This window comes from uncultured Kiloniella sp. (assembly GCF_937128705.1).
GTDB lineage: Bacteria > Pseudomonadota > Alphaproteobacteria > Kiloniellales > Kiloniellaceae > Kiloniella.
The window spans coordinates 1-16,475 of record NZ_CAKZMP010000341.1 but is presented as its reverse complement, the minus strand read 5'-3'; the positions used below and the strand labels follow the sequence as shown (position 1 = coordinate 16,475).

Sequence of the window (16,475 nt, the reverse complement as noted above, 5' to 3'; positions counted from 1 at the left end):
GATCCTTTGGATTGCCGTTTCGGTGATCTTTGGTCTGGGCCAAAACCTGATATTCTAACAGCAGAAGGCAGTTGGCGCACCAATGGAGATACCGTTGAGCGCTTGGAAATCTTGGCACAAAAGCTGGTGTCGGGAGAAGTAAGCGCTTTTGATGAGTGGGAGAATACGCGTCCCGTTCTTGTGGAGATCAAAAACTCAATCGGACCGATTGTAACATCTTGTGGTGTCGAAGAAATCAAGGGGACTCTTAGGGGGCTAAACGGACAGTTTGTTGAGCCCGGTCCTTCCGGTGCGCCGACACGGGGCCGACCGGATGTTTTGCCAACAGGACGTAATTTTTATTCTGTAGATTCCCGTGTTGTGCCAACTCCCGCAGCTTGGCACTTGGGTTGGAAGTCGGCAAATCTGATGATTGAACGCTATCGTCAGGAAAATGGATCTTGGCCTAAACGAATGGCGCTTTCGGCCTGGGGAACGTCAAACATGCGGACAGGCGGGGATGATATCGCGCAAGGCCTCGCTCTGATGGGGGTACAACCAAAGTGGGAACCAACATCTCGGCGTGTTGTTGGGTTTGACATTTTACCCTTGTCGGTTCTTGATCGCCCACGAGTTGATGTAACCTTGCGTGTTTCTGGTTTTTTCCGTGATGCTTTCCCTGCGCAGATTGACCTGTTTGATTCAGCTTGTCGCGCGGTAGCAGCCTTGGATGAAGAAACCGAAAAAATGAATCCTCTGGCAGCGCGAGTATCTGCTGAATCAGCAGATCTGATTGCTAAGGGGCTAGACGAAAAGACAGCGATTAAACGTGCCGGATATCGTGTTTTTGGTTCTAAGCCCGGTGCTTATGGCGCTGGCTTACAGGCGTTGATCGATGAACGTGGTTGGGAAACCGAAGCGGATCTTGCTAAAGCCTATATCGGATGGGGTGGTTATGCCTATGGTAGCGGTGGCGCAGGAGAGGCGGAGCATGGTCTGTTCGAAAGTCGCCTGCGAGATGTGGAAGCGGTTATTCATAATCAGGATAATCGAGAGCATGACTTGCTGGATTCCGACGATTATTACCAGTTTGAAGGTGGCATAACTGCGGCCATTCGCCATCTTTCAGGCGAGCAGCCAACAGTATACCACAATGATCACTCGCGCCCGGAAAGTCCGCAGATTAGAACGCTCCAAGAAGAAATCGGACGGGTCGTCAGAGCGCGTGTTGTTAATCCCAAGTGGATTGATGGTGTTAGGCGCCATGGCTACAAGGGCGCTTTTGAAATGGCGGCGACGGTTGATTATCTTTTTGCCTTTGCTGCGACAGCAAAAGTGGTTGAAGATCATCATTTTGACGCTGTTTTTGATGCTTATTTGGATGATGCGGATGTCCGCGAGTTTTTGGAGCAAAATAACCCCGCAGCTTTACGGGAAATGGCCGAGCGTATGATCGAAGCGCAGGACAGAAATTTGTGGAAAGCGCGATCTAACTCAGCACGCGCTCTTTTGGAAAAAATCGTTACCAGCTGAACAAGTAGAGTTAAATAAACTGGTTTGTGGATCGTATAATGAGAGAAGATATTGGGGAGAAGATTAAATGAGTGATACAGAAAATAAACAGAGTGTGGAAGATTTTGACCGCGCGAATGAGAAGTCTAAAAAGCGTAAGGCCGCCCGGGATAAAATGCTATCGAACAAGGTCAACGAAAAAGGTTTGATCATCGTTCATACGGGTAAAGGTAAAGGGAAATCCACTGCCGCATTTGGTCTGGCGACGCGTGCCGTTGGCAATGGTATGAAAATAGGTGTTGTGCAGTTTGTAAAAGGGAAGTGGGAAACAGGCGAAAAATATGTTCTCGAAAAATTCCCTGACCAAGTTGAAATGTACGCACTTGGTGAGGGCTTTACCTGGGACACGCAAGATAGAGAACGTGATATTGCCGCGGCTGAAAAAGCATGGGCTAAGTCCAAAGAAATGATTGATGCTTGCCGCGGTGATAACCCGAAATACGACATGATTGTTTTGGATGAACTGAACATAACACTTCGTTATGATCATCTGGTTTTGGAAGAGGTTATTGATTTCCTCGAAAACAAACCTGAAGATTTGCACGTTGTCATTACAGGACGTAATGCCAAGGAAGAGATGATCGAAATCGCAGATCTGGTTACTGAAATGACCTTGGTGAAACACCCCTTTAGAGATCAAAACATCAAAGCCCAACGTGGTATCGAATTCTAAGAGATTTATTCAATCTTTTTGTTGTAAGAAAGAGGCCCCGATTATGGCCTCTTTTTTTATAAAGGTGCCTGCCCAGTAATGATCGTGTAGGCCGAAGCCCCGACCCATATGGCGATTGTAATCATAAGCTGAGGGTCAGAAAAGAGAGCTTCTGTGGGGGACTCCCCTGCATTTGTCATTTCGACAATATACCAATAACGGTAAATGCCAAACAGAACGATGGGAATTGTGATTGCGAGTTCCGGACGTGTGGTGACAACAAAAAGGCTATAGAATACCAACGCGCCAGTAGCTGCCATTTCTGCAAAACGATTAACCAGCGATATTGAATACGATCCCAAAACTTCCCGACCAGAAGTTCCGCTGTCCTGTAGTTCCTGTCGTCTTTTGATCGCCGCGAGAAAAAGCGCGAGGCAAAGAGTAGTGACAAACATCCAAGCTGAAACAGGAACATTCAATACGGTGGCCCCGGCAAAAACGCGGAGCACAAAACCTATGGCGATGGTAAAGATATCCAGTACGGGTTGGTGTTTAAGGTAAAAACTATATCCAATATTCAGAATGATATAGCCACAGAGAACAAGTGTTGCCCCGGGTAAATAGAAATAACCGGCGATTAGAATGCTATATAGGCAGACAAGCAGGATAAAAGCCTGTGGAATAGAAATCGCGCCAGATGCCAAGGGGCGTGTTTGCGATTTCTTAGGATGTTTTCGATCATTATCAATATCTTTTATATCATTAAGAACATAGACAGCAGACGATGCAATGCAGAATAAGAACGTGATAATGAGTGTGTTGGTTACGGCATCGGGGTTGGTGAATAACCCCGTAAACATTAACGGAGCCAAAACAAAGCCGTTTTTAACCCAGTGCTTGGGTCGCATTAATTTTGCAATGCTTAATCCGATATAGGGGTGACTTTTGTTTTGTTCTTGGTTCTTATTGTTCATATCTAATTTTCAAAACCGAAGTCTTCGATGAACCTTTTGTTGAGTTATTGTCTTTTTGCTGTTTTTGCGACGATCGCTAACATCGTCTCTCAGGATGTGACTTTGAGATTTTATTCCGGCCCCTTTGCCCTGATCATGTCTGTTGGTGTGGGGACGGCGATTGGTCTCGTCACTAAGTATTTGCTAGATAAAAGGTATATATTTCGTTACCGAACGAGTGGTATCGGGCATGAAAGTAAAATTTTTATGCTTTATGCGGTGATGGGTGTTTTCACGACATCTGTATTTTGGGCATTTGAGTTTGGGTTTCATTTTATTTTTGATGATAAAATAATGCGCTATCTCGGCGGTATAATCGGTTTGGCTATCGGGTATTGGATTAAATACCAATTGGACAAGAAGTATGTGTTTATCATAAAGGGAATAAAATGCTGATCGGTGGTTGGGGGCAATATCCACTTGTTGAGGCAAAAGTATCAAGTCCCTTGTCTGGGGATGATTTACAGCGAACAATAAAAACAAGAGAAGATAAGGCCTATATCGCCCGGGGGCTTGGGCGTAGTTACGGAGATAGTTCTCTTTCTTCAACAATTATCTCGACCAGATATTTAAATAGGTTTCATTCCTTTAATGAAAAAACAGGCGTTCTTACCTGCGATGCTGGTGTTAGCCTTGATGAAGTTCTGGATACCTTTGTGCACAGAGGTTGGTTTCCATCTGTAACGCCGGGTACACGGTTTGTAACTATTGGTGGGGCAATCGCCAGTGATGTTCATGGCAAGAACCATCATACTGTGGGGGCTTTTTGCGACCATGTTCTGTCATTTCGAATTTTGATCGCCAACGGGGATATTCTCAATTGTTCACCATCTGAAAACAGAGATTTGTTTTTGGCAACTTGTGGCGGGATGGGATTAACAGGTCTGATTACCGACGCAACGATAAAACTATTAAAGGTCGAGAGTAGCTTTATTGAAGAAACGACCTGTAAAGCAAGGAACCTGAAAGAATGTCTAGAGCTTTTTGATACACATAACTCCGCCCCTTATTCGGTCGCTTGGATCGATTGCCTTAAACAGGGGAAAGATCTTGGTCGCTCTTTGCTGATGCTGGGAAGGCATAGTGGACAAGGTGGATATGATGATCTGAAAAAGACAGCACTTTCCATTCCCTTTAACCTGCCGGAAGTTTGTCTGAACAAATTGACGGTGGGAGCCTTTAATGCCCTGTATTATGGGCGAATTCGAAAACAAACTCAGGAACGCCATGTGCATTATGGTCCCTATTTTTATCCTTTGGATGGTATAGGGAACTGGACGCGGCTGTATGGTGCTAAAGGCTTTGTGCAATATCAGTTTGTTATTCCAAAGGATGCTGGTCTAGAGGGGATGACACGTGTTCTCGACAAAATAGCGAAATCCGGTGCGGGATCTTTCTTGTCGGTCTTAAAGGTTTTTGGCAAAGGAAATGACAATTTCCTTTCTTTCCCCTTTGAGGGTTATACGCTGGCACTAGATTTCAAAGTTAGTGTGCAAACATTTGAATTGCTGGATCAATTAGATGCAATTGTTCAGGACTATGGGGGCAGAGTATATCTGACAAAAGATGCCCGCATGAGTGACCATGTATTCAAAGCGGGTTATCCCCAGTGGGAAGTATTTCAGTCTGTCAGGGAAAAGTACGGTGCTATAGGTACCTTTGCCTCATTACAATCAAGGCGGTTGGGTTTGGATGCCGGACGTTAGTATCCGGGCATTAGGATCAGGACATATAAGATATTGAGACGTATATGAAAAAAGTACTTATAATTGGCGCGACGTCAGCAATTGCAGAGGCAACGGCAAGGCTTTTTGCAAAACGTGGTGATCAGCTGTTTTTATTGGCTCGTGATCAGAAAAAACTGTCCGTTATTGCCGATGATCTGAAGGTTCGGGGTGCGCAGAATATTCACACGGGTGTGTATGATGCTACCGGGCAGCAAAGCAGTGAAGACATCTTTGATAAAGCCATAAAGCAACTTGATGGGATTGATATACTTCTCGTTGCACATGGCGTTCTTCCTGATCAAAAGGCCTGTGAAATTTCTGTGGGAGACACGCTGAAGGCTTTTGAGGTCAATGCGACCAGTGTTGTGGCAATATTGACGTACTTTGCCAATGTTTTCGAAGCCCAAAAAAAAGGTTCAATTGCTGTTATCTCTTCTGTTGCAGGGGATAGGGGGCGACAGTCAAATTATGTCTATGGTGCTGCAAAGGGTGCGGTCTCAATCTTCTTGCAAGGTCTGCGTCATCGTCTTGCCAAGTCTGGGGTTCAGGTTTTGACGATTAAACCGGGCTTTGTCGATACCCCGATGACAGCCGCTTTCGACAAAGGGGCGTTATGGGCGCAACCTGAACAGATCGCCAAGCTAATTATCAAGGCATTGGATCGGAAAAAGTCCGTTGTTTACACACCTTGGTTTTGGGGTGTCATTATGTTGATTATACGCTCTGTTCCGGATTGGATTTTTCACAAAACCCGTCTTTAAGTTTTCTGGAGATTTTCTGGAGATTTTCTGGATTTTAAATTTTATGGACTTTAGATTTTTATAGGAACGTCCTAAGCTCCGTTACTTTCTTTATTACAGCTTTTAATCGCTGCTACTCATTCGGAGACATAGATGTTTTTTGTTCCCGGCAAACATAAAGACCATGGTTTGCCTTATAATCCTTTTAAAGCTTGTGTCCTACCGCGCCCAATCGCCTGGCTTTCAACGCAGTCAGCCAGTGGCGTCTGTAATCTTGCTCCCTATAGCTTCTTCAATGCTTTTGCCGACGAGCCACCAATTATTGGTGTGGGCATAGCGCCGGATAGTCGGGAAGAGGGCATAAAGGATACGTTGCGGAATATCATCGAAACGGAAGAATTCGTTTTTAATCTTGTTTCTTGGGAGCAGCGCACCGCAATGAACGAAAGCTCAAAACCTGCCCCAGCAGATGTGGATGAGTTTGAAGCGGCAGGTCTTGAGAAGCTTCCTTCTCAGGTGATCAAGCCTCCTCGTGTGAAAGGCGCACCAGTTCATTTTGAGTGTAAGTTGTTCAAGACTATAGACTTGCCGAAAGACGATAATGGTAAGCACTATACTTTGGTTCTTGGGGAAGTGGTCGGAATGCACATCGATGAAGCTTATCTCACGGATGGTCTGGTTGATGCGGCCAAAATGAAGCCTTTGGCTCGGTTGGGGTATCAGGATTATTCAGTGGTAAATGAAGTTGTGCAGTTGGTGCGCCCTTCTGCGTAGGTTTAGCCTGTAATCGCTGGGCATCATCGTAATCGCGAGACGAGTTAAAATATAGGCAAGGTAGGGTGATGGCGTTTTTATTAGCACAAGTTCAGTTAGATGCTCTTGATCTGTTGTATGTTCTGATTTGTGGTTCTATTGCCGGACTTTGTCGTGGATTTGCAGGTTTTGGTTTATCTGCGTTGGTGGTTACGTCCTTGACCCTTGTGCTCTTGCCTGTTGAGGTCGTGCCGATTGCGTTGTTGCTTGAGATGATCTCAAGTCTGGTGATGGCTCGGATGACGTGGACTGCCATCCATTGGGGGCTGTTGCGGTGGCTTTGTGTCGGGGCTGCGATTGGGGTGCCTGCAGGCGTTTTTCTGTTGAAAATAATACCTGCTGATCCGTTGCGTATTGCGATTTCATTAGGTGTTTTGATCGCGAGTATTTTATTGTTTTTGGGCGCACGCTTTAAAGTGAAAGAAAGCGGTGCTAAAAATCTATCCGTTGGCTTAATTTCAGGGTTTGCTAATGGTGCGGCTTCTCTAGGGGGATTACCTGTCGCCATCTATATGATGGCTGCAGCACTTCCTGCTGAGGCTGTCCGAGCGACGCTGAATTTGTATTTTCTGATACTTGATGCTTATGGAACAGGTACTTTGTTCTTCGCAGGGCTTTTGGATCAAGTCACCATTGCACGGGCGCTTCTTCTTGTCGTTCCTGTCACGCTGGGTATTTACCTTGGCAATTATATATTCCAACGGAGTTCAGCAACTCATTATCGTTATGTGGTTTTAGTGCTGTTGATGGCGCTGTCCATTTCTGGACTGATCAAATCTTTCATTTGATTTCTTGATAAACAGAATTAGAAGAGCAGAATTCCCAAACAAATGCCCAAAGAGAATACCATCCAAAAGCCCGCGCCGATGTAGAGTTTCAGGGCTAGCTTTATGTCTGCTGCTGTAAGGTCACTTCGTCCACCGTCCCCCATCCAGGGATCGTCAACAACATAGCCCGGATACTTCCGAGGGCCAGCAAGGGCAAAGCCAAGTGCACCGGCAACGGCTGCTTCCTGCCATCCTGCATTTGGGGATCTGTGCTTTCCCGCGTCACGGATCATCACCTTAAAGCCTCTGATCGCAGATGCTTTATGAATAAAAATTCCTGCAAGTACATAGAATAATCCAGCCAGTCTTGCTGGAATTAAGTTCACCAAATCGTCTAAACGGGCGGCAAATTTCCCAAAGGCTTCAAAGCGTTCGTTCTTATGTCCAATCATACTATCCAGAGTATTGATTGCCTTGTAGGCGCAAAGTCCGGGAAGGCCAAAAAGCGCGAACCAGAAAACGGGGGCAACAACGCCGTCAGAAAAATTTTCAGCCATGCTTTCGATGGCGGCGCGGCTAATCCCCGCCTCATTCAGGCTCTTGGGATCTCGTCCGACCAGATGGCTGATGGCTTTTCTACCTTCGTCCACGTCTTGTGAAAGTGCCGTCGCGACATTGTGAACGGCTGTTCCCAGACCTCTATAGGCAATAAGGCTGGACGCAAGGATGGATTCGATAATCCAGCCATGAGATACTTGCCCCAACGTACGGGAGAGTATAAGACCGATAGCAATGGTCAGAGCAATGATTCCGATAGAGAGTAAGGTGCCAAGAAGGATGCCGGTGATCCGGCTGTTCTTGGGGTTATTCATTCGGTGTTCACTGATTTCTATGGCCTTCCCGATAATAACAACGGGGTGAGGAACATAGCGATACAACCAAGCAGGATCACCGATTAAGATATCTATGAAAATAGCTGTAATCAGGATCAGGATTGGTAAAAAAAGTGGTTCTTGGACCAAATACGACATTAACATGGCGCGAGAATGTTAGCAGTCTTGTTACAGGTCAAGTAGTCGTGTGTCATAATTTGATAAAAGTGTATCGCAGCAACGCCCCCTTGTTGCTAAAAAATAATGGATGAGGTGAGTATAATGACCGAAAACGGTCCTAAAATTGGTGTAATGGTTTGCGGACATGGCAGCCGTGATGAAGGCGCCGTCCGTGAGTTTGAATCCGTTGCCCGTGGAATTCGTGAACGCTTGCCTCAATACGAAGTCGATAGTGGGTTTTTGGAATTCGCGACGCCAATTATTCGCACTGGGTTAGATAATTTGCGCGAAGCCGGACATGATCTGGTCTTGGCTATTCCGGGCATGCTCTTTGCCGCTGGTCATGCCAAGAACGACATCCCGTCTGTGTTGCGGACTTACGAAGCACAGAACCCTGAAATGAAAATTGAATATGGGCGCGAGTTGGGCATTGATACCAAATTGATCAAAGCTGCTGCTGACCGCATTCAAGAAGCCGTTGATCAAGCGAACAAAGAAAACGGCGAAATGCCGATCAGCGAGACCATGCTGATGGTTGTTGGCCGCGGAGCATCAGACCCGGATGCAAATTCCAACGTCAACAAAGTAATGCGCCTTCTCTGGGAAGGGTTTGGCTTTGGTTGGGGCGAAGTTTGTTATTCCGGCGTGACTTTTCCGTTGGTTCAGCCGGGTCTGGAACACGCAGCAAAGCTTGGATACAAACGTATTATTGTTTTCCCTTACTTCCTCTTCACAGGCATTTTGGTTAAACGCATTTACGATTACACAGATACAGTGGCTGTAGCACATCCGGATATTGATTTTGTGAAAGCGCCTTATCTGTCTGACCACCCGCAGGTTCTTGATGCCTTTGCTGATCGCGTTCAGGAAATTCTGGACGGTGCTAATGTGATGAACTGCAAACTCTGCAAATACAGAGAACAGGTTCTGGGCTTTGAAGCCGAAATTGGCCTGCCGCAGGAAAGCCATCATCATCATGTTGAAGGTATCGGTACAGGCACAGCCGACGATCATTCACATGATCATGACCACTCTCACGGGCATTCCCACGATCACAGTCATTCTCATGGACACGGTCATAGTCACGACCATGGGCATGATCACGATCACCACCACCATCCTTATCCGCATGCGGATCATCCTCTTGGCCCTGTGACCATGACGAAAGATGAAAAGAACTCCTGATTTAAAGGAATATTTGGGGAATTAAGGTTTTTAGGATCAAGGTTTTAAAGTATGCCGATTGAATATGACTATATCCGGGACCCACAAGAAATCTATCGTGAGTCATTTGCCCAGATAGAAGTTGCTGCTGATTTTGGTGGAATTCCTACGGATGTTGCTGATGTGGCTGTGCGTATTATTCATGCCTGTGGCATGCCGGAAGTAATTGACGATCTGGCCTGGAGCGATGATGTTGCGGCAAAAGGACGTGCTGCTTTGAAAGCGGGGGCGCCCATCATTGTTGATTGTCGCATGGCCCGGGATGGTATTATTCAAAACAGGCTTCCGGCGGACAACCAGATCTTATGCCCCTTGATTGATGAACGTGTGCCACAAATTGCGAAAGAGATCGGTAACACGCGATCCGCTGCGGCTGTCGAGTTATGGAAAGAACATCTTGAAGGTGCTGTTGTCGTCATCGGAAATGCACCAACTGCGCTGTTCCGGTTATTGGAAGTTTTGCAAGATGGTGCGCCAAAGCCCGCTGCGATACTTGGATTTCCTGTTGGGTTCGTCGGGGCTGCTGAATCGAAGGATGCCTTGATTGCTGCCAAGATTGACGTACCTTACATGACTTTACGTGGTCGTCGCGGCGGAAGCGCTATCGCATCTGCTGCATTGAACGCAGTAGCAAAGGACAACAAATGATCTCAAAAGCAAACACGGGTGCTTGGCTCACAGTATTGGGCATCGGGGAGGAAGGCTTGGATAGCCTGACGCCTGTCGCACGTCGTTTGCTTGATCAGGCAAAGGTGCTGGTTGGCGGAGAGCGTCATTTGGCAATGTTGGGTGAAGATCCGCGAGAACAAATAGTGTGGGGATCGCCTTTTTCAACAATGGTTGAGAAAATACTCGATCGCAGAGGTGAAGATATTTGTATCCTCGCGTCGGGTGATCCGATGTGCTTCGGTGTCGGCGCTACTTTCTCCAAACGCATTCCTGTTGATGAAATGCTAGTTGTTCCTGGTATCTCATCCTACTCACTTGCCTGCTCCAGACTTGGTTGGGCTATGATGGATGTTGATATGCTGACGTTGCATGGTCGCCCTTTGAGTCTCCTTCACCCTCACGTTCAACCTGGCGCACAGCTACTGATGTTGAGTGAGAACGGAACCACCCCGGCCGAAGTTGCTTCTTTGCTGACGGATCGTGGCTTTGGCGATAGTAAAATTACCGTTCTTGAGCACATGGGGGGAGAGAAAGAGCAGGTACTTGACGGTGTTGCGCACTGTTGGTCCTATCCGGCCTGTGCTGATCTAAACACGATTGCTGTCGAGTGTATTGCAACACATCGTGCCGAAGTTTTGCCAACTGTTCCGGGATTGCCTGATGATGCCTTTGTGCACGATGGGCAGTTGACGAAAAAGATTGTGCGCTCATCGACCCTATCAGCCCTGATGCCGATGGCGGGGCAAGTTCTTTGGGACCTGGGCGCTGGTTGTGGGTCCATCTCCATCGAATGGATGCGCGCGGCACGTGGAACGAAAGCTGTTGCGATCGAACGCGATCAAGAGCGTCTTTCAAGTATTGCAGCAAATGCACAGGCTTTGGGGACACCCTTTTTGTCTATCAAAGAAGGTGAACTGCTTTCTGTTCTTGGTGATTTGATGAAAGAAGAGCAACGCCCTGATGCCATTTTTGTTGGCGGAGGAGCCACATCCGAAGGGCTGTTTGATATTTGCTGGAAAGCTTTAAAACCCGGCGGTCGCTTTGTTGCTAATGTTGTGACGCTGGAAGGCGAAATGAAACTCTTTGAATGGCATAAAAAAGTAGGGGGAGAGCTCAATCGTATTTCGATTAGTCAGGCATCCCCCATTGGACCTTATCATGGCTGGCGGGCAGCGATGCCTGTAACCCAGTTTGCAGTGACGAAAAGATATGACGGGTAAACTTTATGGCGTCGGCATTGGGCCCGGCGATCCAGAGCTTTTAACATTAAAAGCCTTGCGCTTGATCCAGAAGTCCAAGGTATTGGCCTATCCGGCACCGGATGTCGGGGATAGTTTGGCGCGAACAATCGTGGCGGAACATCTACCTGGTGGGCAAACAGAATACCCGATCCGGATACCGATGGTGACGGAACGTTTTCCGGCACAGGATGTCTATGACAAAGCGGCTAAAGATATAGCCGAGTTTCTTGATGCTGGTCAGGACGTCGTGGTGCTATGTGAGGGCGATCCCTTCTTTTATGGCTCTTTCATGTATCTATTTGGACGCATGATGGAAAAGTATGACGTTGAAGTTGTGCCGGGTGTTTCTTCACTGATGGCCTGTTCGGCGATGGTTGGCGCGCCTCTGGCCGCACGCAATGATGTGATGACGATCATTCCCGGACCCGTTGACGAAGACATTATGAAACAACGCCTGCGCAATGTGCAGGCCGCGGCGATCATCAAGGTTGGTCGCCATTTTGAAAAAATTCGCAGCATTCTTGAAGAACTGGATTTGGTTGATTGTGCCCGCTATGTGGAACGCGCAACCATGGAAAATCAGAAAGTAATGCCCTTAAGCGAAGTGGGAGATGCGAAGGCACCTTACTTCTCAATGATTTTGGTCCACAAACGTGGTGAGGCCTGGACACTATAATGACTCAAAAATTTGATCACTCTCCTGCTTTTGTGGCGCTTACTGCCGAAGGAGCCAAACTAGCCACTAGATTACGCGATGCCTTTGGCGCGGGTGAAGTTCACGGCCGTACAGGTCGTGTAGAAGGCGCTGATGTTTCTTTTGATGAAACCATTGCGCACCTGCAATCCCTGTTTCGTGAAGGGCGCGCGATTGTGGGTATCTGTGCTGCCGGTGTTTTGATCCGAGGCCTGTCCTCGCTCTTGGCTGATAAACGTGCAGAACCGCCCGTCATTGCTGTTGCTGAAAATGGCTCTGCTGTTGTACCACTTTTGGGCGGACATCACGGGGCCAATGATCTTGCAAAGACTTTGAGTGACAAGCTTCAGGTTTCAGCTTCGATTACAACTGCCTCTGACAATCGTTTTGGCATTGCACTTGATAACCCACCTGCGGGATGGAAGCTTGGCAACCCCGGTGATTACAAAGCCTTTATCTCGGCGGTACTGGCTGGAGCATCTGTGAAGCTGAATGGCGAAGCGGATTGGGTGAGAGCGGGTAGTCTGCCGATTTCTGACGATGGTGATCTAATAATTACCGTCACAGAGAAAGCTGTTGCTGGTTCCGAGACTGAACTTGTTCTCCACCCTGCGACGCTCTTTCTTGGTGTTGGTTGTGAGCGTAATGCCGACGCAGAAGAACTGTCCGGATTGGTACATGAAACTCTGAAAGCTGAAGGATTGTCGCCTAAAGCTGTTGCTGGTGTGTTCTCCATCGATGTTAAAGCCGACGAAACCGCGGTACAGGCTTTGGCTGCTGAACTCGATGTTCCTGCACGTTTCTTCCCGGCTGAAGAACTCGAAAAGCAAACCCCGCGTTTGAAAACACCCTCCGATATCGTCTTCGCTGAAGTGGGGTGCCATGGTGTTTCCGAAGGGTCTGCCTTGGCAGCTGTTGGTTCTGAAGGCCAACTTCTAGTCGCGAAAAACAAATCCAAACGGGCAACCTGTGCTGTTGGCCAAGCATCAGATGTGATTGAAACATCTACGCTTGGACAGGCACGCGGAAAGCTCTTTGTTGTGGGGCTTGGCCCGGGCGATCAAAGCTGGCGTGCGCCAGAAGTTGATCGCGTTGTGCGTGGTGTAACCGATCTGGTTGGCTACCATCTCTATCTCGATCTGCTTGGCCCCTTGGCCGAAGGTAAAGACCGTCACGGGTATGAACTCGGTGAAGAAGAAATGCGGGTTCGTATCGCGTTGAACCTTGCCGCAGAAGGTCGCTCTGTGGCGCTGGTCTGTTCTGGTGACCCCGGTATCTATGCGATGGCTGCGTTGACATTTGAGCTTCTTGATCGTGGTGAACGCGCCGACTGGAACCGGGTTGATATTCAGGTCACCCCGGGTATTTCGGCCCTGCAAGGAGCTTCTGCACGTATTGGAGCACCATTGGGTCATGACTTCTGCACGATTTCTCTCTCTGATCTTTTGACCCCATGGGAAGCCATTGAAAAGCGTTTGAACGCCGCAGCGCAGGGCGACTTTGTCATTGCCTTCTATAATCCTGTTTCCAGACGTCGTACCAAACAGCTTGCAACAGCGGTTGAAATTCTTCTCAAGCATCGCCCGGCAGACACGCCGGTTATGCTGGGCCGTAACCTTGGTCGCGAAGGCGAGAGCATGACTGTTCTCCGCCTTGATGAGTTGACCCCCGATCAGGTCGATATGTTGACAGTTGTCCTTGTCGGGTCATCTACCTCGCGCAAGATTGAAAAATCCGATGGTTCATGCTGGGTATACACACCACGTGGCTATGAGAAGAAAGCCCATCTCTATGAAAACTTTGACGAGACGGGTGAAGTGAAAACGATCACAGAAGGATCAGCAGCATGACGGTTTATTTCATTGGTGCTGGTCCGGGTGCGCCTGATCTTATTACTATTCGGGGACGTGACCTGATTGCCAAGTGTCCCGTGTGTCTCTATGCAGGGTCACTGGTTCCGGAAGGTGTTATTGCCTTTGCTCCAGAAGGTGCCTTGATTAAAGACACCGCCCCTATGAACCTTGATGAGATCATCGAAGACATCAACACGGCGCATAAAGACGGCAAAGATGTTGCCCGGGTGCATTCTGGTGACCCCTGTCTTTATGGGTCTGTTGCTGAGCAGATGCGCCGCCTCGATCAACTGGATATTGATTACGAAGTTGTCCCCGGTGTTTCAGCCTATGCAGCGGCTTCTGCGGTTATCCAAAAGGAATTGACGCTACCGGAAGTCAGTCAGTCTATTATTTTGACCCGGACAGCCATGAAATCTTCGGCAATGCCCAATAACGAAGATCTGGATACCTTTGGTAAATCAGGGGCTACCCTTGCCATCCACTTGTCCGTGCGCAATTTGAAACATCTGCAGGAAACACTGATCCCGCATTACGGCGAAGATTGCCCAGTAGTGATTGCTTACCGAGTTACTTGGCCGGATGAATTGATTATTCGCTGTACGCTCAAAGACGTGCGCGAAAAAGCCCGCGAAGCCAAAATCACCCGCACGGCGCTGATCCTTGTCGGTCACGTGCTTGCTGATGACAAAGACTTCATTGACAGCAAGCTCTACGACCCGGACTTCGTCCACGTCCTGCGCCTTGGTAAAAACAAGAAAAAAGCCGCAGAAGTCGAACGTGAAGCTAATGTGCCGGGTGGTTTGGGCTAGCGATTACTCGAATATTATTGGAAGAATGAGTAGGAGAGGGGCTTTTGGGCCTCTCTTTTTTTGTTTGTATGTGAAGAGTATAATTTTTTTGAACCTTTCAATCTTTCACAACGGCCTATCCCTCAAGTGCAGTAGATGAGTACTGCTCAACAAACTTTGAGGCGATAGAGATGAAAAATATTCTTCTAACAACAAGTATTCTGGCTCTTACAGCAACAGCTTTAACCCCAGTTGTTAACGCGAATTCTCCCCGGAGTAATTCTGATTATGTAAAAGATGTGACCCTGTCCATGAAGGGAATCAACGTTAACATGATTGAGCTGAAAAACATGTCCGGCTCAAAACTGATGAGCAAGATAAATGTTCAACCTGTTAACACAGTAATGAACATTCCATTGAAGGGTTTTGTTCAGTGTAGCAAGAGCAAGAAGATCGATTTTAATAAGGGGCGGATGTATTTTGGTGCCGCCCAACGACAGGGTAACAAAATTGTTCCTGTAAACGCACTTTATGAGGATGGTTACCATCCAACCTTCAAGGTTTGGACAGGTACTTTTGGGGGGTGGATTGCAGAAGCAGGAAATGCAGAAGCTTTTAAAGTTCCGCTTGCCAATATCAAGAACGGACATCCATCAGTACGCGTTGATCCGGTCGAGGAATTTAATAAAAGATTGGAAGAGCACGTAAATGGTGGTGGGGATGAACTTGACTTCCTTAAGCAGGATCAGTTCTTTAGCATTATGCGCCCGGTTTCTCTTGCCGGATATTGTAATAAAGGTGCTGATAGCAGAGGCGGTTATGTGACGGCATCTGTGCCAATTGGTATTAAATTTAAAGGTGACCCAACCCTTGTGAAGTCATCACCAGCACAGGTTTCACAAAATAACCTTGCTGCAAAGTTTGCCCTTAGCGAAGCGAAGGTCGCGCCGCATGTCAAAAATTATGTTGGCCAATGTCCTGCTGATCTTGGTTTTCGTTTAACCTTCAAAGCGCAAGGTAAGGGGACCGTTAAGTACCGTATGATTAACGAAGTCGGCGCAAAAGGTCCAATCAACAGTGTTAACTTTAATAATGATGGTCATAAAATTATAGATTTCACCCGTCATATTGGCGAACCGTCTGGCGGAAAAATCAATAAGCTTGCAATCAATAATCCCCCACAGAACGGTAATATCAACGGATTTGAAAATGCACCGAGTGATAAAAAACACGGGTCCTGGAAAGTGGAAGTTGTCGAACCTGTTAGCACGACTTCACAGGAAAGCTTTTACAGCTGGAAATGTAAACCAAAACCGAAATTCAATTCGCCGACAACTTTGAAGCAGGCACCGGCGAAAGTTAAAATTGATAAAATCAAGGCTATTCCAATTGAGCCAAAACCTAAACCAAAACCAAAACCAGTGCTGAAGCTAAAAGCGATCACGCCATCAAACTAAGAAAATTTCATCGATGGAAAATGCAGAGAGGAGCTTATTGCTTCTCTCTGTTGCGTTGTTTTTATTGAAGCGCTGCTTTTTGTGCAAGACTAAGGCTCATCAGCTGATATTTCCTGCTAGTTCAATCCGTTTTCTTTGCATTCCCATATCGTTCGATAACCTTCGGGCGAGTTTTGCGCCACAAACTCGGCAGAGGCTTTGCAGCTTTCGTAAGTGGTGTAGGTTTCTGAT

Annotated in this window: 16 protein-coding genes; 14 read left to right on the top strand and 2 right to left on the bottom strand. The window is 47.3% G+C overall.

Features of this window, described 5'->3' with window-relative positions; all coding sequences use genetic code 11:
- A partial coding sequence (locus tag Q0241_RS17385; protein WP_299379944.1) for a cobaltochelatase subunit CobN occupies positions 1-1,512 on the top strand: 1,512 nt, incomplete at its 5' end.
- Between the two features lie 67 nt (positions 1,513-1,579).
- Positions 1,580-2,224 carry a cob(I)yrinic acid a,c-diamide adenosyltransferase gene (gene cobO / locus Q0241_RS17380; protein WP_299379941.1) on the top strand — a complete coding sequence of 215 codons (645 nt, stop codon included), beginning with the start codon at positions 1,580-1,582 and terminating at the stop codon, positions 2,222-2,224.
- A 56-nt stretch (positions 2,225-2,280) separates the two neighbouring features.
- On the opposite strand, the gene Q0241_RS17375 is transcribed toward cobO, so the two are convergent.
- Positions 2,281-3,177, bottom strand: a complete 897-nt coding sequence (locus Q0241_RS17375; protein WP_299379938.1) for a decaprenyl-phosphate phosphoribosyltransferase — start codon at positions 3,175-3,177, stop codon at positions 2,281-2,283.
- A gap of 27 nt (positions 3,178-3,204) precedes the next feature.
- Between Q0241_RS17375 and Q0241_RS17370 the strand changes: the two genes are divergently transcribed.
- From Q0241_RS17370 to Q0241_RS17350, 5 genes are all read left to right on the top strand, one after another.
- Positions 3,205-3,612 carry a GtrA family protein gene (locus Q0241_RS17370; RefSeq protein ID WP_299379935.1) on the top strand — a complete coding sequence of 136 codons (408 nt, stop codon included), beginning with the start codon at positions 3,205-3,207 and terminating at the stop codon, positions 3,610-3,612.
- Positions 3,606-4,922, top strand: coding sequence for an FAD-binding oxidoreductase (locus Q0241_RS17365; RefSeq protein ID WP_299379932.1), 1,317 nt, complete (start codon positions 3,606-3,608; stop codon positions 4,920-4,922). Before Q0241_RS17370 ends, Q0241_RS17365 begins: the two co-directional genes overlap by 7 nt.
- A gap of 44 nt (positions 4,923-4,966) precedes the next feature.
- The gene (locus tag Q0241_RS17360; RefSeq protein ID WP_299379929.1) at positions 4,967-5,704 is read left to right on the top strand and encodes an SDR family oxidoreductase; all 738 of its coding nucleotides are present in this window, start codon (positions 4,967-4,969) and stop codon (positions 5,702-5,704) included.
- A gap of 132 nt (positions 5,705-5,836) precedes the next feature.
- The gene (locus Q0241_RS17355) at positions 5,837-6,457 is read left to right on the top strand and encodes a flavin reductase family protein (RefSeq protein WP_299379926.1); all 621 of its coding nucleotides are present in this window, start codon (positions 5,837-5,839) and stop codon (positions 6,455-6,457) included.
- Positions 6,458-6,525: 68 nt separating this feature from the next.
- Positions 6,526-7,284 carry a sulfite exporter TauE/SafE family protein gene (locus Q0241_RS17350; protein WP_299379924.1) on the top strand — a complete coding sequence of 253 codons (759 nt, stop codon included), beginning with the start codon at positions 6,526-6,528 and terminating at the stop codon, positions 7,282-7,284.
- A 17-nt stretch (positions 7,285-7,301) separates the two neighbouring features.
- On the opposite strand, the gene cbiB is transcribed toward Q0241_RS17350, so the two are convergent.
- On the bottom strand, positions 7,302-8,294 hold the full coding sequence (gene cbiB / locus Q0241_RS17345) for an adenosylcobinamide-phosphate synthase CbiB (protein WP_299379920.1): 993 nt from the start codon (positions 8,292-8,294) through the stop codon (positions 7,302-7,304).
- A 123-nt stretch (positions 8,295-8,417) separates the two neighbouring features.
- On the opposite strand from cbiB, the gene Q0241_RS17340 reads away from it, so the two are divergent.
- The 7 genes from Q0241_RS17340 (at position 8,418) to Q0241_RS17310 (ending at position 16,244) form a co-directional block, all read left to right on the top strand.
- Complete coding sequence (locus tag Q0241_RS17340; protein ID WP_299379917.1) at positions 8,418-9,500, top strand: sirohydrochlorin chelatase; 1,083 nt, start codon at positions 8,418-8,420, stop codon at positions 9,498-9,500.
- 51 nt (positions 9,501-9,551) lie between these two features.
- Complete coding sequence (locus Q0241_RS17335) at positions 9,552-10,187, top strand: precorrin-8X methylmutase (protein ID WP_299379914.1); 636 nt, start codon at positions 9,552-9,554, stop codon at positions 10,185-10,187.
- Positions 10,184-11,428 (top strand): precorrin-6y C5,15-methyltransferase (decarboxylating) subunit CbiE, encoded by a 1,245-nt coding sequence (gene cbiE / locus Q0241_RS17330; RefSeq protein WP_299379911.1) that lies wholly within the window; start codon positions 10,184-10,186, stop codon positions 11,426-11,428. Before Q0241_RS17335 ends, cbiE begins: the two co-directional genes overlap by 4 nt.
- The gene (locus Q0241_RS17325; RefSeq protein WP_299379908.1) at positions 11,418-12,125 is read left to right on the top strand and encodes a precorrin-2 C(20)-methyltransferase; all 708 of its coding nucleotides are present in this window, start codon (positions 11,418-11,420) and stop codon (positions 12,123-12,125) included. Before cbiE ends, Q0241_RS17325 begins: the two co-directional genes overlap by 11 nt.
- Positions 12,125-13,993 (top strand): precorrin-3B C(17)-methyltransferase, encoded by a 1,869-nt coding sequence (cobJ, locus tag Q0241_RS17320; protein ID WP_299379905.1) that lies wholly within the window; start codon positions 12,125-12,127, stop codon positions 13,991-13,993. Before Q0241_RS17325 ends, cobJ begins: the two co-directional genes overlap by 1 nt.
- The gene (cobM, locus tag Q0241_RS17315; protein ID WP_299379901.1) at positions 13,990-14,808 is read left to right on the top strand and encodes a precorrin-4 C(11)-methyltransferase; all 819 of its coding nucleotides are present in this window, start codon (positions 13,990-13,992) and stop codon (positions 14,806-14,808) included. Before cobJ ends, cobM begins: the two co-directional genes overlap by 4 nt.
- Positions 14,809-14,978: 170 nt before the next feature.
- Positions 14,979-16,244: a hypothetical protein gene (locus tag Q0241_RS17310; RefSeq protein ID WP_299379898.1), complete on the top strand. Its 1,266-nt coding sequence runs from the start codon at positions 14,979-14,981 to the stop codon at positions 16,242-16,244.
- Positions 16,245-16,475: the final 231 nt, after the last annotated feature.